This is a genomic window from Bacillus sp. FJAT-27916, assembly GCF_001183965.1.
In the GTDB taxonomy this organism is placed as follows: domain Bacteria; phylum Bacillota; class Bacilli; order Bacillales; family Pradoshiaceae; genus Pradoshia.
Window position 1 is genome coordinate 2,740,848 of the sequence record NZ_LFZV01000001.1, and the last position, 17,592, is coordinate 2,758,439.

The 17,592-nt window shown below is 43.5% G+C and carries 23 protein-coding genes; 5 read left to right on the top strand and 18 right to left on the bottom strand.

Annotated features, from left to right (window positions below; genetic code table 11):
- Positions 1-19: 19 nt before the first annotated feature.
- From rsmH to AC622_RS13390, 5 genes are all read right to left on the bottom strand, one after another.
- Complete coding sequence (rsmH, locus tag AC622_RS13370) at positions 20-955, bottom strand: 16S rRNA (cytosine(1402)-N(4))-methyltransferase RsmH (protein ID WP_049671517.1); 936 nt, start codon at positions 953-955, stop codon at positions 20-22.
- A 35-nt stretch (positions 956-990) separates the two neighbouring features.
- Positions 991-1,422, bottom strand: coding sequence for a division/cell wall cluster transcriptional repressor MraZ (mraZ, locus tag AC622_RS13375; RefSeq protein ID WP_049672961.1), 432 nt, complete (start codon positions 1,420-1,422; stop codon positions 991-993).
- A 247-nt stretch (positions 1,423-1,669) separates the two neighbouring features.
- Positions 1,670-3,298: a bacillithiol biosynthesis cysteine-adding enzyme BshC gene (gene bshC / locus AC622_RS13380; protein ID WP_049671518.1), complete on the bottom strand. Its 1,629-nt coding sequence runs from the start codon at positions 3,296-3,298 to the stop codon at positions 1,670-1,672.
- Positions 3,299-3,440: 142 nt separating this feature from the next.
- Positions 3,441-3,830, bottom strand: a complete 390-nt coding sequence (locus AC622_RS13385) for a DUF3397 domain-containing protein (protein WP_049671519.1) — start codon at positions 3,828-3,830, stop codon at positions 3,441-3,443.
- Positions 3,831-4,724, bottom strand: a complete 894-nt coding sequence (locus tag AC622_RS13390) for a 2-dehydropantoate 2-reductase (protein ID WP_049671520.1) — start codon at positions 4,722-4,724, stop codon at positions 3,831-3,833.
- Between the two features lie 175 nt (positions 4,725-4,899).
- On the opposite strand from AC622_RS13390, the gene AC622_RS13395 reads away from it, so the two are divergent.
- Positions 4,900-5,373, top strand: a complete 474-nt coding sequence (locus AC622_RS13395; protein WP_049671521.1) for an N-acetyltransferase — start codon at positions 4,900-4,902, stop codon at positions 5,371-5,373.
- Between the two features lie 66 nt (positions 5,374-5,439).
- On the opposite strand, the gene AC622_RS21570 is transcribed toward AC622_RS13395, so the two are convergent.
- The 4 genes from AC622_RS21570 to AC622_RS13415 form a co-directional block, all read right to left on the bottom strand.
- On the bottom strand, positions 5,440-5,994 hold the full coding sequence (locus AC622_RS21570) for an RsfA family transcriptional regulator (RefSeq protein ID WP_049672962.1): 555 nt from the start codon (positions 5,992-5,994) through the stop codon (positions 5,440-5,442).
- A gap of 96 nt (positions 5,995-6,090) precedes the next feature.
- On the bottom strand, positions 6,091-6,807 hold the full coding sequence (locus AC622_RS13405; RefSeq protein WP_231589530.1) for an enoyl-CoA hydratase/isomerase family protein: 717 nt from the start codon (positions 6,805-6,807) through the stop codon (positions 6,091-6,093).
- A gap of 126 nt (positions 6,808-6,933) precedes the next feature.
- On the bottom strand, positions 6,934-7,107 hold the full coding sequence (gene rpmF, locus AC622_RS13410) for a 50S ribosomal protein L32 (RefSeq protein ID WP_049671523.1): 174 nt from the start codon (positions 7,105-7,107) through the stop codon (positions 6,934-6,936).
- A 53-nt stretch (positions 7,108-7,160) separates the two neighbouring features.
- Positions 7,161-7,694: a YceD family protein gene (locus AC622_RS13415; protein ID WP_049671524.1), complete on the bottom strand. Its 534-nt coding sequence runs from the start codon at positions 7,692-7,694 to the stop codon at positions 7,161-7,163.
- Between the two features lie 242 nt (positions 7,695-7,936).
- Between AC622_RS13415 and AC622_RS13420 the strand changes: the two genes are divergently transcribed.
- Positions 7,937-9,145, top strand: a complete 1,209-nt coding sequence (locus tag AC622_RS13420; protein ID WP_049671525.1) for a nucleotidyltransferase — start codon at positions 7,937-7,939, stop codon at positions 9,143-9,145.
- Positions 9,146-9,191: 46 nt separating this feature from the next.
- Here the strand turns inward: AC622_RS13420 and AC622_RS13425 are convergent, their stop codons facing one another.
- Complete coding sequence (locus AC622_RS13425; RefSeq protein WP_269431789.1) at positions 9,192-10,211, bottom strand: SepM family pheromone-processing serine protease; 1,020 nt, start codon at positions 10,209-10,211, stop codon at positions 9,192-9,194.
- Positions 10,212-10,997, bottom strand: a complete 786-nt coding sequence (locus tag AC622_RS13430) for a patatin-like phospholipase family protein (RefSeq protein ID WP_049672964.1) — start codon at positions 10,995-10,997, stop codon at positions 10,212-10,214.
- A gap of 170 nt (positions 10,998-11,167) precedes the next feature.
- Between AC622_RS13430 and ylbJ the strand changes: the two genes are divergently transcribed.
- Positions 11,168-12,397, top strand: coding sequence for a sporulation integral membrane protein YlbJ (ylbJ, locus tag AC622_RS13435; RefSeq protein WP_049672965.1), 1,230 nt, complete (start codon positions 11,168-11,170; stop codon positions 12,395-12,397).
- A gap of 44 nt (positions 12,398-12,441) precedes the next feature.
- On the opposite strand, the gene coaD is transcribed toward ylbJ, so the two are convergent.
- The gene (gene coaD, locus AC622_RS13440; RefSeq protein WP_049671526.1) at positions 12,442-12,924 is read right to left on the bottom strand and encodes a pantetheine-phosphate adenylyltransferase; all 483 of its coding nucleotides are present in this window, start codon (positions 12,922-12,924) and stop codon (positions 12,442-12,444) included.
- A 30-nt stretch (positions 12,925-12,954) separates the two neighbouring features.
- Positions 12,955-13,518 (bottom strand): 16S rRNA (guanine(966)-N(2))-methyltransferase RsmD, encoded by a 564-nt coding sequence (rsmD, locus tag AC622_RS13445; RefSeq protein WP_049672966.1) that lies wholly within the window; start codon positions 13,516-13,518, stop codon positions 12,955-12,957.
- Between the two features lie 334 nt (positions 13,519-13,852).
- Between rsmD and AC622_RS13450 the strand changes: the two genes are divergently transcribed.
- Complete coding sequence (locus AC622_RS13450; protein ID WP_049671527.1) at positions 13,853-14,245, top strand: DUF7147 family protein; 393 nt, start codon at positions 13,853-13,855, stop codon at positions 14,243-14,245.
- Between the two features lie 32 nt (positions 14,246-14,277).
- Here the strand turns inward: AC622_RS13450 and AC622_RS13455 are convergent, their stop codons facing one another.
- On the bottom strand, positions 14,278-14,550 hold the full coding sequence (locus AC622_RS13455; RefSeq protein WP_049671528.1) for a YlbG family protein: 273 nt from the start codon (positions 14,548-14,550) through the stop codon (positions 14,278-14,280).
- 88 nt (positions 14,551-14,638) lie between these two features.
- Here AC622_RS13455 and AC622_RS13460 point away from each other — a divergent pair, with 88 nt between their 5' ends.
- On the top strand, positions 14,639-14,977 hold the full coding sequence (locus AC622_RS13460) for a hypothetical protein (RefSeq protein WP_231589531.1): 339 nt from the start codon (positions 14,639-14,641) through the stop codon (positions 14,975-14,977).
- A gap of 55 nt (positions 14,978-15,032) precedes the next feature.
- Here the strand turns inward: AC622_RS13460 and AC622_RS13465 are convergent, their stop codons facing one another.
- The 4 genes from AC622_RS13465 to AC622_RS13480 form a co-directional block, all read right to left on the bottom strand.
- On the bottom strand, positions 15,033-15,470 hold the full coding sequence (locus AC622_RS13465; protein ID WP_049671529.1) for a YlbF family regulator: 438 nt from the start codon (positions 15,468-15,470) through the stop codon (positions 15,033-15,035).
- A gap of 159 nt (positions 15,471-15,629) precedes the next feature.
- Positions 15,630-15,833 carry a YlbE-like family protein gene (locus AC622_RS13470; protein WP_439803417.1) on the bottom strand — a complete coding sequence of 68 codons (204 nt, stop codon included), beginning with the start codon at positions 15,831-15,833 and terminating at the stop codon, positions 15,630-15,632.
- Positions 15,834-15,893: 60 nt separating this feature from the next.
- Positions 15,894-16,313: a YlbD family protein gene (locus AC622_RS13475; protein WP_049671531.1), complete on the bottom strand. Its 420-nt coding sequence runs from the start codon at positions 16,311-16,313 to the stop codon at positions 15,894-15,896.
- 142 nt (positions 16,314-16,455) lie between these two features.
- Positions 16,456-17,496 carry a CAP domain-containing protein gene (locus AC622_RS13480; protein ID WP_231589532.1) on the bottom strand — a complete coding sequence of 347 codons (1,041 nt, stop codon included), beginning with the start codon at positions 17,494-17,496 and terminating at the stop codon, positions 16,456-16,458.
- Positions 17,497-17,592: the final 96 nt, after the last annotated feature.

Below are 17,592 nucleotides of genomic sequence, written 5' to 3' on the forward strand. Positions count from 1 at the left end.
CCTCCTAATAAAATCTGTTCTATTTAATCTTTTCAGCTACTCTGAGCTTGGCAGACCTGGCACGGTTATTAACGGCCAATTCTTCCTCACTCGGTATAATCGGCTTTCTCGTAATTAATTTAAGCTCTGGCTCAAATTCTTTCGGGATAACCGGCAAGCCGTGCGGCATTGGCGGCAATTCAGACTTTTCCTTAAAGAAGCTCTTACAAATCCGGTCTTCGAGTGAATGGAAGGTAATTACAGAAATTCTTCCGCCTTTATTCAGCATAGGAAGGGCCTTTTCTAAAGAAACCTCAAATACTCTTAGTTCATCATTGACCGCTATGCGGATTGCCTGGAATATACGTTTGGCAGGATGTCCGCCTTTTCGGCGGGCTGGAGCCGGAATTCCTTCTTTAATGAGTTCCACTAGCTCAAATGTTGTTTCAATCGGCTTGTTTTCTCTCGCCTGCTCAATCTTCCTCGCAATTTGCTTGGAGAACTTCTCTTCTCCATATTTAAAGAACACCTTGACTAATTCTTCATAAGACCACTCATTGACAACGTGATAGGCACTTAGCGGAGCTGATTGGTCCATCCTCATATCAAGAGGAGCGTCATAATTATAACTAAATCCTCTTTCTGGCGTATCAAACTGTGGAGATGAAACACCAAGGTCATAGAGGATTCCATCAATCTTCTCAATGCCCAGCTCTTTCAGTCTTTCATCGAAGTGGACAAAATTGCTGTTCACCAAGGTAACCCGATCCATATAGGCTCCAAGCTTCTGCTTGGCATTTTCGAGTGCTGTAATATCTTGATCAAAAGCAATTAACCTGCCCTTTTCAGATAAAGCTTTCGCTATCAGTTCACTATGCCCTGCCCCGCCAAGCGTGCAATCCACATAGATTCCGTCAGGCTTTATATTTAGTCCATCGACAGCTTCATGTAACAGTACAGTAGTATGATTAAACATTTCTTTCTTCACCTTCCTGAAAGGAAGTATGCGCATTAAATATCAAAACCAATCATGTTTTCAGCAATCTCTGAGAAAGAATCCTCTGACTCAGCGAAATACTCTTCCCAAATGGACTTGCTCCAAATTTCTATACGGTTTGATACACCTAAAACAACGCATTCTTTTTCCAATTTTCCATAGTTTAAAAGCGAACTTGGGATATTCACTCGCCCTTGCTTATCAAGCTCACATTCCGTTGCACCGGAAAAGAAGAAACGGGTGAATGCCCTCGCATCCTTCTTCGTAAGCGGGAGACCTTTCAGCTTCTCTTCAAGCTCGGACCATTCATTCATGGGATACCCGAACAAACATTGATCAAGGCCGCGTGTAAGCACAAACGTCTCCCCTAAAGTCTCACGGAATTTAGAGGGGATAATGATGCGTCCCTTATTATCAATAGAATGATGGTATTCACCCAAAAACATGTCCTTCACCCCACTTCTCCACCTTAATGTACCACATCCCCCCACTTTTCACCACCATTTCACCAAAAAAACTTTGGTATCCGGGTAAAGTATCTAAATATTCAATTTAAACTAGTTATTCATTGCTAATACACACACAATTTACCATCTAAGTGTGCAAAGTAAACCTAGAGTTCACATTTTCTCTGCCACTTCAATTGAAGCCACAAAAAAAGACCTTCTTGAAAAAGAAGGTCCTAAGTCCTATCTATAAATAAATGACATAATGGGAACCATCAAAGGCCAAATCTTCCTGAAGAAGTGCCTCAATCCATGAAGAACCGTAATGGTTAAGGAAATAAAACGGATTCCAAATCCGTTCCTGCAAGCCCCCTTGTGGATGCAAGCTGTTTTCGACACGGTTATATTTACCTATTGTATCAGCATTCTTCCTAGCCAGATGTTCTTCTACCTTTTTCTGCATAAACAGCAGTTGGTTCACGAGAATCTGACGGTTTTTTTCGAATAGAGGTTCTAAGCCGGCATCAAGTGGAGCGGTTTCCTCCTGCCATTTTAAATGATCACTTTCCAACGTTTTTATTATCGCAGCATATGTATTTGGTACATTTTTGCGAAGCTCCTCCAGATACGCCTCCTTTTCACCAGAACAGCCATTGACGAGCACATTCTCTAGGGATAAGTTCAATTCCTTCAGCAATCGATCAATCGCACCTTCAAGGAGCGTGAAGGATAAACGAGGCCAGATCGGCGGCATCTGTTCACCGAGCATTTGAAAGACCGGCATAATTTCACTCCAGTAGGCAATCTCACCTGGACCGCCGATAAAGCCTAACACAGGGAATATTTTCTCCTGCAGCAATGGTCTTGTCACAACATTTGTACTGAAGTTCTCTGGCGTTTTGGAGAGAAGGCGGTCTAATTCCGCTTCCGTAAAGGCAATATTGGCCCCTTTTCCGACAAACTCATCTGTTCCAGGCTTTCTCTCCAGCAAGATTCGATTTTGTGTAGACGGCTCATAATAGAAAAGGTTGCAGCATGCATCATCAATCTCAATGATTGGTTTATAGCCAGACTCTCTAAGGCTTGCTTGCTGCTTGAGCACTTCACTGCTTATCCCGCTTCCTTCAAAGGCAATCTGATGGTAATAAGGAGCCGCAAGCCTTCTAAACCTTGGATCACCGGAATCAACCAGCAGAAGACCCGTATCATGAAACAAATCATTGATTAAGAAGGCAAAGAAATCAGTGAAGGTTTCTGAGCGGCTGATGACATCCTCCACCCAATCCATTAGCATGTAAGTCCGGTCTGTTTCACCAAGCTCAGCAAATACAGCCTCTGCCCATTCCATTGCTGTTTCTTTTTCAAGCTTAATATCGGATACCATCCTTTTCCCAGTTGGCGGGCCTGGATATGTCAGCTTCTGCATGGTGCTTTCTGTATCTACGTATACATGATTGACCTCGTTGTAATCATGGTCTTCACCAGCAATCCAGAACACAGGAATAACCGTTTTCTTTAATTTAGCGCTTTGCTCCTTCGCTAATTTAATAATTGAGATGACCTTATGGATGGAATAGAGCGGTCCAGTCAAAAGACCTGCCTGCTGCCCCCCAATGACAACCAGGGCATCTTTACGCAAAGCATCAATATTCATCTTGGAACGTTCTGATATTCCAAATCTCTCCATATACGATTCTATATAGGAGGCTGCTTCCTCGCGCGGAAACGATTTTGAATCAAGCCATTCTGCTCGCTTGGCAACGTCACTCTCCATCCGCCAATCGTATTGAAAGAAGTCTCCCTTCTTCAATTTGCCATTCATATAATCTGTGGCAAAGCGATTTAACGCCGGCAGATTCATTTTTATGTAATCCATCAAGGTTGTCTCCTTTTACACAATTTCATATTATCATTCAGTATAGCATTTACCTATAAAACCATGAAATCACATGCTTCATAAAATAAAGAAGAATGGACTCATATTGAAAGAATCCATCCATCATTTTTCGCTGATTAATTTATATAAACGCTTTTATCACTCTTCCGGCTATCCCAGCCAGACAAAGGATGAAGTAGGCTGCTGCAAACAACAAAAACGTCATCCTCCAAAATCCTTTCACAAACCGGGGGAGGTCGACCTCGTCCTTCTTTTTGTATTGCACAATCAAGACAACGGATGCTGTCAAGGCAAGAATTATGAATATCAGCCAAATATACGATTCTCCAAGCATTGCCTGTACGGCAAAATGCACGGCCAATATAAGAAAGAATGTTGTCACATCAACCGAAAGCTTTGCTGCTCTTCTGTTATTTCCGTATGCCGATTTCGCAATGGTGTATACAATTATATAAACGAATGCCGGTACAATCACACATACAGCAATCAGACCCGCAACCAAGTTTCCCATTCACTTCCCCCCGCTTTCTTCCAGTCCTTTTACCATCATATATAAAGAAGAGACCATACCCACCTTTTCCTTGCGTTTTTCCGCTTCCTCCAGGCAAAAGCCAAGAATGGACTCGATCTCTGTTTTTCTTTGCAGCTCCATATCACGAAGCATGGATGATTTATTGTCAGCTGTTCGCTCACATATAAGGAGGACCTTTTCCTGATAATCACGATGCTCCCCTTCCTCAATACCGAGACCGCGGCACACCTCCTTGCATATCTCACACAGCAATCGCCGGAAATATGAATTAGTGATTAATTCGCCATTCTTCACACCAAGGACAGCTGTCAACGGATTAATGCAAGCATTAACAACAAGCTTTTCTATTAATCTCGGGTAAATATCGGAGACGATCTCGATAGGGAATTCATGATGAATGGCATCAAAGATATCATCCCTTCTTTCTCCTTTATATAAACCTATTCGTACGGAACCTAAGCCTGTATGAATGGTCTCTGTCTCATGATTGCGGAGGGCCCCATGCTCCGTAATCCCAACATAGACAGAGGCACTATGTAAGCTATCTAATTTCTTTAAATGGCTCATCCCATTTTGCAAGAAAACAATCGGAGATTTCAGATGATGAATGGAAGGCAGAACCGCCTCAATCGCTCCTTGCTTCACTGTAACAATCAGAAGCTCTTGATCACCAACCGTACTCGATGGAGAAAGGGTCTCTGCCTTGCACTCAGTGAAGACTGGATGAATGCCTTTAATGTTAATTCCTCCGGCACAATTTATTGCATCAGCTTGACTCTCCGTACGCGTGAACACGGTAACCTTATGTCCCCTGCCCAATCTCCCTGCCAAGAGTAAGCCGATGGAACCTCCGCCAATAATTCCGATCCTCATATATACCTCCATCAGCCCTTTTGTCATAATTGTAACAAAACCTTTGTATCATGGAAAGATAGCCAATCAACGTTCATAGCTGAAATGCCCCCCTTGACTAAACAATATGAATTTTCCTTCATTTTATATATAATGGAAGCATAAGGGTGAGATACAAACAAGGGGAGGACATGGGATGAGTGTAAATGTTGAGAGATTACTGGTAAATTATCGTACATTAGAGGAATTCAAGAAATTCAAGGAATACGGACTGCAGGAATTATCCATGCTTGAAGACTTGCAGGCAAACCTTATCGAGGATGACAGTGAGTCACCTTTCTATGGCATCTATTACGGAGACAAACTAGTGGCACGCATGAGCCTTTACAAAATCGAATCACGCTTTGATAAATATTTCAATCCCCCGCATGATTACTATGAAATTTGGAAGCTCGAAGTACTGCCAGATTACCAGGGCAAGGGGTACGGGACCTTGCTTGTTGATTTCGCCAAATCTTTCGGTCTTCCAATCAAGACAAATCCAAGGGTTCACTCAAGAACCTTCTGGGAAAAGCAAGGGTTTGAATCCGTCTCATATGATGTAGAGAGAGACCTTGGAGAGAATCCACTCATCTGGCGCCCAGAAGGAATCAATCTGCTTGAAAAATAAAAATAACGGATAAATCAAGAACAAACCGCTAAAAAGAGCACATCATCAGCATGTGCTCTTTTTCTACTATTTCCCCGCAGAGAATCTTCTAGCCTTCTCAAGCACTTCCAATAGTCCGTAATACTCTGATTCAATCAACGCATAACGCTCCTCAAGCCTTTTCTTTTCCTCCATTAATACATCAGCATGCCTTTTCAGCAGTTCATGGGCCTTTTGCAGCTCTTTATAGGATTCAACCGAATACTGTTCCAGCATCCCTGCCAGCTCGGCTAAATAAGCAATAACCTCCTGAAGCGTTAGGTCTCTTCTTTCTTCAGCCGCCTCAGCTTCTGCCGTCCGCCCTTCTGGCATAGCCAAAGGAACACCAACGCTGTCATCCACCGAAGCCGGCGTCTTCATGCCCTTGCGAATTTTCTTAGCTTCTTCAATCTCACTCTTGAACTGCTTTCTGACAAATGAATTCCATCTGAATCCGCAAGCAGCTGCGGTTCTTGATACTCCCTTGCCCACTTCTTCGAATGCTTTAAGCTGCGTGCTCCCTTCCTTGATATGTCTTAGCACCACTTCTGCCAAATAGGCATCTTCATCTTCTGTCCAGCCATCCTGCCTCGACCCTGACATCTATTCTCCTCCCATCCCTTGCATGGTTATATATTCATGCTTATGCGGTTGGTAGGATAGATAGAATGAAGAAAGATTCTACCAAATAAGGATTTCTTATTTGGATATAAAACGATTGACCGCCTCTAAGTGGGCAGGTTTTTCCCATAAAAGGGCACACCGCTCCACCTCCTGCTCCATTCTCTCAGCAAGACCGGTTTCTCTCCATTTGCGGATAAGCATTTCTTTGTATGCCATCACGGCTGTTCCTTCATGCTGCATATATGGCTCAAGCTTGTTCATCATGTCATCCTTTTCCATCGTGTCCATAGAGGAGAGGATAAAACGAGATTCAACCCCTTCCTCGACCGAAATAATCCGGCCGCTCATGAGCCAATCAAGCGCTCTTTGGGAATCAAGCTTCTCAAGCAGCAGACTCCCTCCTCCCCAGCCTGTGGTAATCGCCTGGCGAACCTGAATAAACCCAAGTCGGGCCCCCTTTTTGACAAATCGAAAATCACATGCAGTCGCTAGCTCCAGACCTCCGCCGACTGCTGCTCCATTCACGAAACAAAAGGATGGCTTCGGCAGGAAAGCCAGCTGCCTTAACACATTAGACATCTTGAAGAGCATTCTATGGGCATCCTGGAAGGTATGCAGCTGATGAAATTCACGCAAGTCTCCTCCCGAGCAAAAGGCATCCTCGCCCGCTCCGGTTAAAACAAAGGCTTTAACTCCTTCATCCTCCGAAGCAAGCTGAATGGCAGCAGCCAGTTGGTCCATCATTTCGAAATTAACGGCATTGCGTACCTCCGGCCTGTTCAAAACCGCCACTAAACATCCATCTAAACGCTCAATTTCAACTGCACTCAGAACAATCTCCCCCTTTTGTCAAATCCATGCTTTCCCTATCCATAACAACAAAAAAAACACAGGTCTCCCTGTGTTTTCCTGAGTTGATTATTTATTTACAACTTCTTTTCCTTTGTATGTTCCACATGCTTTACAGATACGGTGAGCCAATTTCATTTCACCGCAGTTTGGGCATTCAACCATACCAGGGACTTGAAGTTTGAAATGCGTACGACGCAATCTCTTTCTAGTTTTAGAAGTTCTTCTAAAAGGTACAGCCATGTTTTACACCTCCTTAAAAAACGATGGTTCTATGGAAGACTGTATGTAGTCTTTCATTTGTCTTTGTCATGATCATGGTTGTCAAAAAGCTGGGCTAGCTTTGCAAGTCTTGGATCCACCTTTTTGACCTGCTGATCTTCAGAGATTACTTCCCAATCATCACCTGATTGCGGAGCTCCGTTCACAGGATTATCTGAATCACAGAAAATCTGCATTGGAATCTCTGTAAGGATAATCTCTTGAATGACCGGCGTCAAATCCACTACATCACCTTCTGCTAAATGGAACTCCCCGTCTTCATCCTCCATGCCGTCCAATCGGTTATACAAATATGTTTCTGTTGTCTGTACATCGATTGGGAATGGAACGTCAACCAAAGTTCTTGAGCAAGGCAATGTTAATGTACCTGATATTTTCAAATGAAAAGTTACTCGGTTAGAGCCAAGATCAGCTTTGCCAAATACTCGTATTGGTGAAATGCGGCGTATTTGCGGGTCAATTTTCATTAACTCCGACATATCAGCCGTTTCATCAATTGTAAATCCATTATCGCGGAATTTTTGCAGTTGTGGAATTGTCCATTTCAAATCCTATCACCTCTAAGGCAACAAAGGTAATTATAGCTTTGGTAAACTCATTTGTCAATGTTTTTTCTTTACAGCCATAAGTGATACCCTTATCCATATTTTAAGCGCTTGTCTTGTTATTTTACCCGAATCTGAGCGTTTTGAAAACAAGGGATTTTCCCCGATCAGTCTGACCGTTTGCACCCAGTGTTTCTCGTCATATACTATTAAGACACAAAGAACTTGTAAGGAGGTACATTATTTTGAAAGCAGCAGGACTTGTCGTTGAATACAATCCGTTTCATAATGGGCATCTTTATCATCTTGCCCAATCCCTCAAACATACGAAAGCCGACCTGGCGATAGGTGTCATGAGCGGTAATTTCCTCCAAAGAGGCGAGCCCGCCATTGTTAATAAATGGGCAAGAGCTAAAATGGCCTTGCTGGCGGGGGTAGACCTAATTGTCGAGCTGCCTTTCGTCCACGCTGTCCAAAAAGCAGAATATTTCTCTGAAGCAGCTGTCCTTCTGCTCGAGGAGCTCCAATGCGAATGGGTATGCTTCGGCAGTGAACAAGGTACAATTGAGCCTTTTATCAATACATATACATTATTAGAGAAAAATGCTCATTTTATTGATGATCATGCAAAACGATTCATGGCTGAGGGATATAGTTACCCAAAAGCAATGGCCCTCTCATATGGAGAACTAAAAAAAAGTCACCCCGATATGCTGACCTTGGACCAGCCAAATAATATCCTGGGCTTTCATTACGTATCAGCTGTATTAAAGAATCATCTATCCATTAAGCCGACGACCATTCAACGAACAGGAGCCGGTTATCACGACCCCTCGCTGCCGAAGGATGCCATTGCAAGTGCGACAGCCATAAGAAAAGAATTAACCGCAAACGGAAGATTAGTGGATGTGGCGCAGTACATGCCAGATTCTTCATTTAAAGTTCTTTGCGAGTATGAGCAAGAAATGAAAATATGGCACACATGGGATCAGTATTGGCCATTCGTAAAGCTGAAGCTCCTAACAACCCCGCCCTCTGCCCTCAAGGAAATATACGAAATGAAGGAGGGGCTTGAAAACCGATTGGTGAGTGCAGCCCAGACTTCAACAACCTTCCTTGAATTTATGAATAAGATAAAGACGAAAAGGTATACATGGACAAGGCTGCAGCGCCTCCTCACCTACCTGCTCATGAATCTCACAAAGGAGGAAGTGCCAACGGAGCTTAAACCAAGCTACATCCGAGTTCTCGGCTTTTCCCCAAAAGGCAGAGAATATATGCAGTCACTAAAGAAAGAGAAAGGGCATTTATTCCTCACCCGCCCAGCTGCTTCCAACGATCCTGTCTTAGCTATTGAACAGCGTGCAGCTAATGTTCATGCCTCCATTCTTCCTCCCCAGCTGTGGCAGCAGGTGCAAAAAAGGGAATATCAGCCGCCTGTTATGCTGTCTTAAGAAAACAAAAAGGCAATGAGGTGCACTACACACCCATTGCCTCTGTTTATTTCAGTTGTTCAAGATAGGTAATAGCATCATCAAATGTATCAACAGGAACGATGACCATATCTGAGTCAATGTCCTTGGCTGTTTTAAGGGCTGTTTGATAATCAGAATCCTCCGCCCCCTCTTCATTTGGCGCAAAGAAAATTTCTGCTCCCTCCTCATCTGCTGCAACTATTTTCTGGTCGATGCCTCCGATTGGCCCTACTTTCCCATCCTCCGAAATGGTTCCTGTACCGGCGATTTTTTTGCCGTCTGTATAATCCTCATCCGTTAATTGGTTGTAGATCTCAAGGCTGAACATGAGACCAGCAGAGGGACCTCCAATTGTTTCTGTATTGAATTTCACCTCTGGATCCGCTTCAACACTTCTATCCTCAACGAGCGATATCCCCATTCCAATCTTGCCCGTTTCCTTTAATCGCTCAAGAGTAAGAGTTTTCTCCATCGTTTCATCCTCACGCTCTACCTTCACCTTAACTTCATCACCGGCTTCTTTCCCTGATACGTAATCAACAAAGAATTGCTGTGAAGCAATCGTTTTACCGTCTATCTCGAGAATTCGATCTCCTGCCTTTAGACTCCCCTCAGCAGGAGTCCCTTTTCCGACATGCAATATGTAAATACCATTTGTTCTGATCTTCGCTTCATAACCGGCTTTCTTATAAGCGTTCAGGATAGCCGTGATTTGGCTTTCATCCATCATCTTTAATTGCCGTACAGCATATTCCTCATCCGTCTCTTCCTCAGAACGCACCTCATTAAGCCTATAGATTTTATGATAATCTGCCACTTTCGCCCATAGATAGGAATAGATATTAGCCCGGCCCATCCGAACGGTCGTAAACATGAATTCCCCATCTGAATTGTTTCCATCCTCAACTTCTACATAATCGCTGATCACTTCAGCTGAGCCTGGTGCCGATACATAATAAGGCAGTTTATAAAATGCTGCCAACACGATCATTGCCAAAAGGATAATCCAAATCTTTCCCGAAAATAACCGACGTTTCTTATTCAATCATTTTTGCTCCTTCCATTGCTGTATCACATCTCTAATTTCAGGCATTCTTCTCCTCGCCTCTTCCTCACCAGCTTCAATAATCTCTGAGATATTGGTGAATGCCATAGAATTATACATTTTAACCGCTGGGTCAAGTGTTACATCTGCCTTGATTCCCCTTGCCTTCACCACTTCCATTTGCAGAATATCCAAGCTTTTCATAATAACATCATAAATCGATTGTATCTCTGTTTCTTCATAGGAGCTTGATACATCACAAGCAATGACGATATCAGCCCCCATTTCCTGTGCAACCGATACAGGGACCCTATCAACCACTCCGCCGTCAACGAGTAATCTGCCGCCAATTCGTTTTGGCACAAAGATTCCAGGAACCGCGATGCTCGCTCGGACAGCTTCATAAACAGGTCCTTCTCTGAACACCACCTTCTCTCCTTTTTCAATATCAGTCGCAATAACTGCAAGTGGAATGGAGAGATCTTCAATCCTTTTATTCTTCGTGAACAGCCTTATGTATTCTTCTATTTTCTTTCCCGCCACGAATCCCATCTTTGGAACCGTCCAATCAAGGAAATATTTCCGTTTGAATTGGAGGGACACCTTCTCTAATAATTCCAAATCACTTCCGCTGGCATAGAAGCAGCCCATCAGCGCGCCCATACTGCTCCCGGCAATATAATCAACCTGAATACCCTCTTTGTCCAGCTCTTTGAGCAGGCCTATATGCGCAAATCCTCGTGCTCCTCCAGAACCGAGCGCAAGGCCGATTTTAGGATTTCTCATATTCTGACTTCCCTTCATCCTAAAGTAAGTTTCCTGAGTTCTAAAAGCATGATGCATAAGCATATTTTCAAGTATAGAGGACAAACTCCCGCCAATAAAAGACGGATATTCATCATCTATTGTAGCACCTCATTCAGTAAGGTTAAACCAGATAAGGGAAGGGATCTATGTTGAATAAATCGGTTTTTAAATCCATCACCCTGGCAGGTGCCGCTGTCTTAATGGCCTCTGCTCTTATTATCATGCCCGAGGAATCCTTTGAAGCTTCCGTGCGCGGTCTTGATATTTGGCTTGAAATTGTCTTTCCTTCCTTATTGCCATTTCTCATCATATCAGAAATGCTGATTGCCTTTGGCGTGGTCAAATTCCTCGGGGTTTTTCTCGAGCCCTTCATGCGTCCTTTATTCAAGGTACCAGGTGCCGGCGGTTTCGTCTGGGCTATGGGCCTTGCCTCAGGCAACCCCTCCGGCGCCAAGCTAACTGCACGCCTCAGACAGGATGGTCAGCTGACAAGGGTAGAAGCGGAACGTTTAGTTTCCTTCACGAGCTCTTCTAACCCCTTGTTTATTTTTGGCGCTGTTTCGGTAGGTTTTTTTCTTAATCCCGAGCTCGGTATTCTACTTGCGATCTCTCATTATGCCAGCAATATTGGCGTTGGACTGATGATGCGGTTCTATGGCCGCAATGAGGAAAAGAAACAGCTTGAAGAAGAAGGGAGCAAAAAGCCTTTTTCTATTTTAGAGGCCTTCAAAATCATGCATCGTACGCGTTTGGATGATAAGCGCCCTTTTGGGAAAATTCTTGGAGAAGCCGTTAATTCCTCTGTCCAGACGCTCTTAATGATCGGTGGATTTATCATTATTTTCTCTGTCATTAATAAAGTTTTATTCCATTTACATATCACCGCTTTTGCTGCCAGCCTGTTTTCAAGTATTTTTGTCTTTTTGGACTTGCCGCAAACGTTAAGTATTCCCTTTGTCTCAGGTCTTTTTGAAATCACCCTGGGCAGCCAGCTCACCAGTCAGGTCGAAAATGTCACACTTATGCAGCAGGCTGTCATTACAAGCGCCCTGTTGGCCTTTGGCGGCTTCAGTATCCAGGCACAGGTGGCCAGTATCCTCGCTGAAACAGACATCCGCTTTAAGCCTTTCTTCCTGGCAAGGCTGCTTCATACCCTTTTATCCGGCTTAATAACCTGGCTGTTATTTAACCCCATCTACGTGGGTCTTAGAAACCGAAGTCAAAATTCCAACGTTGAGGAGACCTTTGCAGCCTCCCATGGAAAGGCCGAAGAGATTCTTAGCTTCCTTGCCCAAAGTGGTCCTTTAATAACCCTGCTCACCCTGCTGGCTTATTGTCTATTATTGCTGCATGCCCACAGGCAGGCTCACCTCAAATAAAAGAAGGATTCCGTACAAATGGAATCCTTCTTTTATTAATTAAGTCAAGCCTGCATTTTCCTGGACAGCGCTAGTTGTACCGGCTCCGGCACAAGCTCCGTTATATCTCCGCCGTATTTCGCTACTTCTTTAACGATAGAAGAGCTTAGGAAGGAGTACTGATTATTGGTCATGATGAAGAACGTCTCGACATCCTCATTTAATACACGATTCATGGAGGTAATTTGCATTTCATATTCGAAATCCGTTACAGCCCTCAGTCCCCTTATCATCGCACATGCATTTTTGCTCTTAGCATAATCAACCGTCAATCCCTGAAAACTTTCCACTTTCACATTGGGGATATGTGCCGCCGCCTCTTCAATCAACCTTACTCTCTCTTCTAAAGTAAACAGCGACTTTTTAGCCGAATTATGCAGTACTCCTACATAGACTTCATCAAAGATCTTTGCGCCTCGCTGAATGATATCCAAATGACCGTATGTAATCGGATCAAAGCTCCCCGGACATATCGCAATTTTTTTCAACCTATTTCCCTCCCCGCAACATTCTCTCTTCTATGCTTCATCCTGATGTCGATAAAATGAAATAGCCGTAATTCCGTACCTCTCTTGGCGGTATTTAACGAAAACACCGACCTCCTCAGGCAGGTCCAGCTCCTCACCATGCTCACATATAATCAATCCATCCTTCGTTAATAGATGATTTTCCTCAATTTCGTTCAGGATGGCCGGAATCGTATTAGCCACTTTGTATGGAGGGTCCATTAAAATCAAACTGAATTGAATCCCCCTCGCACCAAGCGTCTTTACAGAACGGAGCGCATCGCTTCTAAGCACCTCTGATTCCTCTTCCATTCGGCAGGCTTGGATATTGGCTTTGATTACCTGCAGGGCTTTCGGGTCTTTCTCTACAAAGATCCCTTTCTCCATCCCTCTGCTCAAAGCTTCCAGACCTAGTGAACCGCTGCCTGAGAATAAATCCAGCACTTCTCCGCCTTCAAAGTAAGGGCCTATAATATTAAATAATGATTCCTTCACTTTATCTGTCGTAGGTCTCGTTGTCATGCCTGGGACAGCCTTTAACGGCCTTCCTTTGCATACACCTGAAATGACTCTCATGATTTTGTCACCAAATTTCTTCAATATTCAACTTCTCAAATATCCTACCACAAAATTTCCCGCTTTCACAATTCAGATGGGGAAATTTACGCTATCCATGAATAGCCCTGATTTTTATGGTCATACTGTTAGTAACAGCATCTCTAACTGATGTTGTTGCCAACCGCGGAGAAGACTTACGTTTCCCCATAAGTTCTTCCTCCGGTTTCTCCTCTCCCTTTGCCTTCTGCCCTCCAACGCTTGGAGGAATATAGAAGGACCCTGCGAATTCCGATTCGCAGGGCTTTTTTTATGGTACACTGTTGGTGTAGGAATCCGAGGAGGAGGTTTAATAATGAATCAACGTTTTATTGAGCTGGGACAAGGCTTTTCAGACCTGTATGAGCTGCTCGAGCTCGCCAAGTCAAATGCATACAGGACTAATTACTTCTTATGCTTAGAGGCCGTATCTTCTACAGGCAAAAAAAGCATGTCCTTTGTGCTTATTCTGAAGAAATCCTCTTTTGGCGATTTCATTCCTTTATATATTTGCCGGGAAGGCATTCCCGTGCTTGAAGGGAAACTCACCAAGCGATATGAGTTATTTGAGCAGGCCGCCAAAGAGCAAAGCAAGACCGTTATACATATGGAGGTACGCCATTCCGATACATTTGCCGACCGGGAGCTTTATTATCAATACTTAATCGGTATTTTAAGAATGAACCGCTACCTGCCGCCATTGCAATAACAAAAGAACCGGACAAGACTTGTCCGGTTTCTTTATATGCCTATCTTATATTCATCTTTCTCTTTTTCATGCTTCTTGCTTTCAAACTCAGTCTTAATGAACGGCTTCTGCGAAAGATCCACCCGTTTGACAAACGAATAAGAGGATAATTTCTGCGAGACTGCCTCAATATCGTCCATATTTACATATAATACAGCATATTTTAATTTGCGCGAAACATAATGGAGGTTCCCAATTTTACGCAGCGTTTTCACCTGTTTTAAACTATGCAGCCATACTACCAGGCTTTGTCTTTCTACAAACATATTCATTCCCCTTTAAGCTGCCATTTATGTTAAGTGTACCACAAGTTTAAAATGGGTATCAATACTTACAAATTGTTTAGGGGAAAGGATGACAATCATGGACCTTGACGTCATTTGGCTCAGCTTTCTCACCAGTCTCGAACAATCTGCTTCCATCTTAGAAGCAAAGCGAATGACCTACGCAGGCATTCCATTTCTATATATTACCACCAAGAACGATCAAGTATCCAGAAGTGAGCTTGAAAGAACAATCTCTCTTTGCGCAGGAAGGGTCATGAAGGGGAAACAGCTTCATTCTAAAACCCAGTTCGTTCGCAATGAAGCATCCCTCTATGTCTTCAAGCATCGATTTCTTGTCCCGCAGCGGAAAATGTTTTGCTGCGGAAATGGATGCATCGATTGCATCCGCCTTCTCCCCCCATCATAGAAAAAGGCAATCCTGTCTAAAATCAGGATTGCCTTTTTCCGCCGTAAGATAGACGTTATGAGCAGCCGCAGCTGCCGCCGCTTCCGCAGCCTCCTCCACAGGAAGACTCGAAGAAAGGATTGCCCGTCGGCACCTTAATATGCGGAGATACAGAATGCCCGATCAGCACACTAACCTCATCAAGCAATTGCTGCAAATGATTCTCAGCTTGTTTATATTCTATAATGGATGGATGTAAATCCATTTCTCTTTTTGCCTCGCGAATGGCCTTCGTCACCGTTCTGTAATCCGGATGATATCTTCCAAAACGCTGAACCTCTTCATAGGAATCCTTCATGGAATTGAAGGTTCGTATTTTTTCTTGTGCAGCCTGATCCAGTCTCATCTTCTTGAGGCTGTCTAAGTAATGAAGTCCAACCTCTGACTGGATAATTTCCTGTGCTAGTCTTTCCGCATGATCCATTATTTCTACGGTTTCAATAGTTGCAAGCATAAAATACTCACCTCCCGCCTTATTTTAACATGTATTTATGACAGATGCGAATCTTCCTGACATATCGTTCCAGCCTCTGTCCCACTTGCAGAAAGATTAGCGGGCAAATAAAAAAAAGCAGCGAGGGATGTCCTCCCTTCAACTGCTGAGATAGGCGGTTCAAGAACCGCTGTTCATAGACATGGACTGGAACATTGAAACCATCATGGAGGCCATTTGAACGCTGTTCGACAGCTGCAAGACTCGGTCTGGGATAGATTTCTTAAAAAAATATTTTGCCTCCGTTTCAAAGACGGCTAAATCCTGAGGATTCCTGGACAATCGTTTATACCACATCGGCTGCTGTCTCAAAAAATTCTGCAAATCCTCGTTTCCTTGAATCTGTTCATACACATCCTGCCTCAGAGGTACTCACCCCTTCTTTTAGTCTTGACGAAAACTGAATGGATTCTTGCTTACCGGTGCGGATGAAGGCTGCTCATTCTTCCCTGGAGAGGATTGAAACTGGGAAATAACACCTTGAATGGCCCCTAGCGCTTGGCTGATATTCGATATTTGCTTTTGTATTTGATCAGGGTCCATATTCTTCAACTGGCTAAACAGCTGCGATATCAATTCAACCTTCTCTCCTTTTGGCGGGCTCTCCTCAACAGCTTTTGGCGCTTTGACATCATCATCCATATATTCTGTCCATCGCTCATCCTTTTCCCCAAGCAAGGACCAGTCCTCATAAAGATCCTGCCATGTCTTTTTGCCAAGCCTCACATCTTTGACTATTTTGGGGTTATCCTTTAAAAATTGTTTGAATTCCCTCACGGAAGGATGCAGCTTAGAGTCATCCATTTCCCTCACCTCATCACAAGACATTCGCCTATGCCACAGTATATGTTGTGATGTGCCAATGTGTGTATCTCCCCTGCTCGTTCCTGCTCGATAACTAAAAATAGAGCTTACAAGGAAATCCCTTATAAGCTCTATTCATTCATCAACGAATGCCGATAAAATTCTGTGTATAATATTTATGATAGACACCCACGCCTAGTTGCGTATAATCCTTATTCAGGATATTTTCACGATGCCCCTTGCTGTTAAGCCATCCCTCAACGGCAGCAACAGCATCCGAATAGTTGGCTGCTATATTTTCGCCAGCTGTCGTGTAGGAGACATCACCATCCTTCAGCCGGTCGGCTAATGTACTTCCATCTAAGGATTCATGAGAGAAATAATCATTTTCCATCATATCCTCACTATGCAAATAGGCTACTTCAGCGGCCCCTTTATCCGAATCTAAAGGTGACAGACCCGCACGTACACGAATAATATTAGTCAAATCCAGCACTTGGGCTTCACTGCCAGACTCAATCTGCCTCCACTCATTCTCACTCGGTTCAGGTGCCTCGTGCAGCTTGCCCCGATAGGTCAATTCATATGGACGGTGAAGAACGAGCGTTTCTTTATCCAAATATCTAACGCCGGATATTTCCCCCAAGAATTTATCCAAATACACCTGTGCATAAATATCCCCTAATTTCACAAGAGGACGATAATGCAGGTCTTCTTCAGATAATTCAAAGCGATAGGTTGTGCCGCTGTATTCAACCTCCACAAAGCTGCTCATATTCAGCTTCTTATAAAGGCTATCCACTTCCTGACCTATATAAAACGGGTAGAGATTCACTTCTTCTGCTGAACTGAAAAGCGTGACAATCTTATTATCTTCATCTACCCCGAATTGCACATAGCTGCTGAGTGATTCATTATAAACCCACCATTCATACCCATAGGCAGATAAATCGACACGATCCGGCTCTCCTATATCCTCAATCAAATCTTCCCCCGTCCTCCCTATCCACGTTGAAAGTCCTTGCTTTGGATTGGTATCTTCATCAGTAAAACTTTCTATCGATTCTTTCTTTTTTTCTTGTTGGTCCTCTTGGTTAACGGAATTATCCTCGATTAATGCCTGATCATCCGGTTCCTCCTTCTGGATGGAGAAATACAGGGTTCCGGCCAAAATGAAAATCAAGCTAATCAATATTCTAAAAAGAGCTTTCAGAGGTAGCCCTCCTAACATTTATTACTATATATCGCTATTAGTATAACATTATCTTCTATCTAAAAT

Bases quoted from the DNA above. Each gene is read 5' to 3' on its own strand.
- rsmH (WP_049671517.1), bottom strand. From the start codon at position 955: ATGTTTAATCATACTACTGTACTGTTACATGAAGCTGTCGATGGACTA.
- mraZ (WP_049672961.1), bottom strand. From the start codon at position 1,422: ATGTTTTTGGGTGAATACCATCATTCTATTGATAATAAGGGACGCATC.
- bshC (WP_049671518.1), bottom strand. From the start codon at position 3,298: ATGGATTACATAAAAATGAATCTGCCGGCGTTAAATCGCTTTGCCACA.
- AC622_RS13385 (WP_049671519.1), bottom strand. From the start codon at position 3,830: ATGGGAAACTTGGTTGCGGGTCTGATTGCTGTATGTGTGATTGTACCG.
- AC622_RS13390 (WP_049671520.1), bottom strand. From the start codon at position 4,724: ATGAGGATCGGAATTATTGGCGGAGGTTCCATCGGCTTACTCTTGGCA.
- AC622_RS13395 (WP_049671521.1), top strand. From the start codon at position 4,900: ATGAGTGTAAATGTTGAGAGATTACTGGTAAATTATCGTACATTAGAG.
- AC622_RS21570 (WP_049672962.1), bottom strand. From the start codon at position 5,994: ATGTCAGGGTCGAGGCAGGATGGCTGGACAGAAGATGAAGATGCCTAT.
- rpmF (WP_049671523.1), bottom strand. From the start codon at position 7,107: ATGGCTGTACCTTTTAGAAGAACTTCTAAAACTAGAAAGAGATTGCGT.
- AC622_RS13430 (WP_049672964.1), bottom strand. From the start codon at position 10,997: ATGAGAAATCCTAAAATCGGCCTTGCGCTCGGTTCTGGAGGAGCACGA.
- rsmD (WP_049672966.1), bottom strand. From the start codon at position 13,518: ATGAGAGTCATTTCAGGTGTATGCAAAGGAAGGCCGTTAAAGGCTGTC.
- AC622_RS13450 (WP_049671527.1), top strand. From the start codon at position 13,853: ATGAATCAACGTTTTATTGAGCTGGGACAAGGCTTTTCAGACCTGTAT.
- AC622_RS13455 (WP_049671528.1), bottom strand. From the start codon at position 14,550: ATGTTTGTAGAAAGACAAAGCCTGGTAGTATGGCTGCATAGTTTAAAA.
- AC622_RS13460 (WP_231589531.1), top strand. From the start codon at position 14,639: ATGACAATCATGGACCTTGACGTCATTTGGCTCAGCTTTCTCACCAGT.
- AC622_RS13465 (WP_049671529.1), bottom strand. From the start codon at position 15,470: ATGCTTGCAACTATTGAAACCGTAGAAATAATGGATCATGCGGAAAGA.
- AC622_RS13475 (WP_049671531.1), bottom strand. From the start codon at position 16,313: ATGGATGACTCTAAGCTGCATCCTTCCGTGAGGGAATTCAAACAATTT.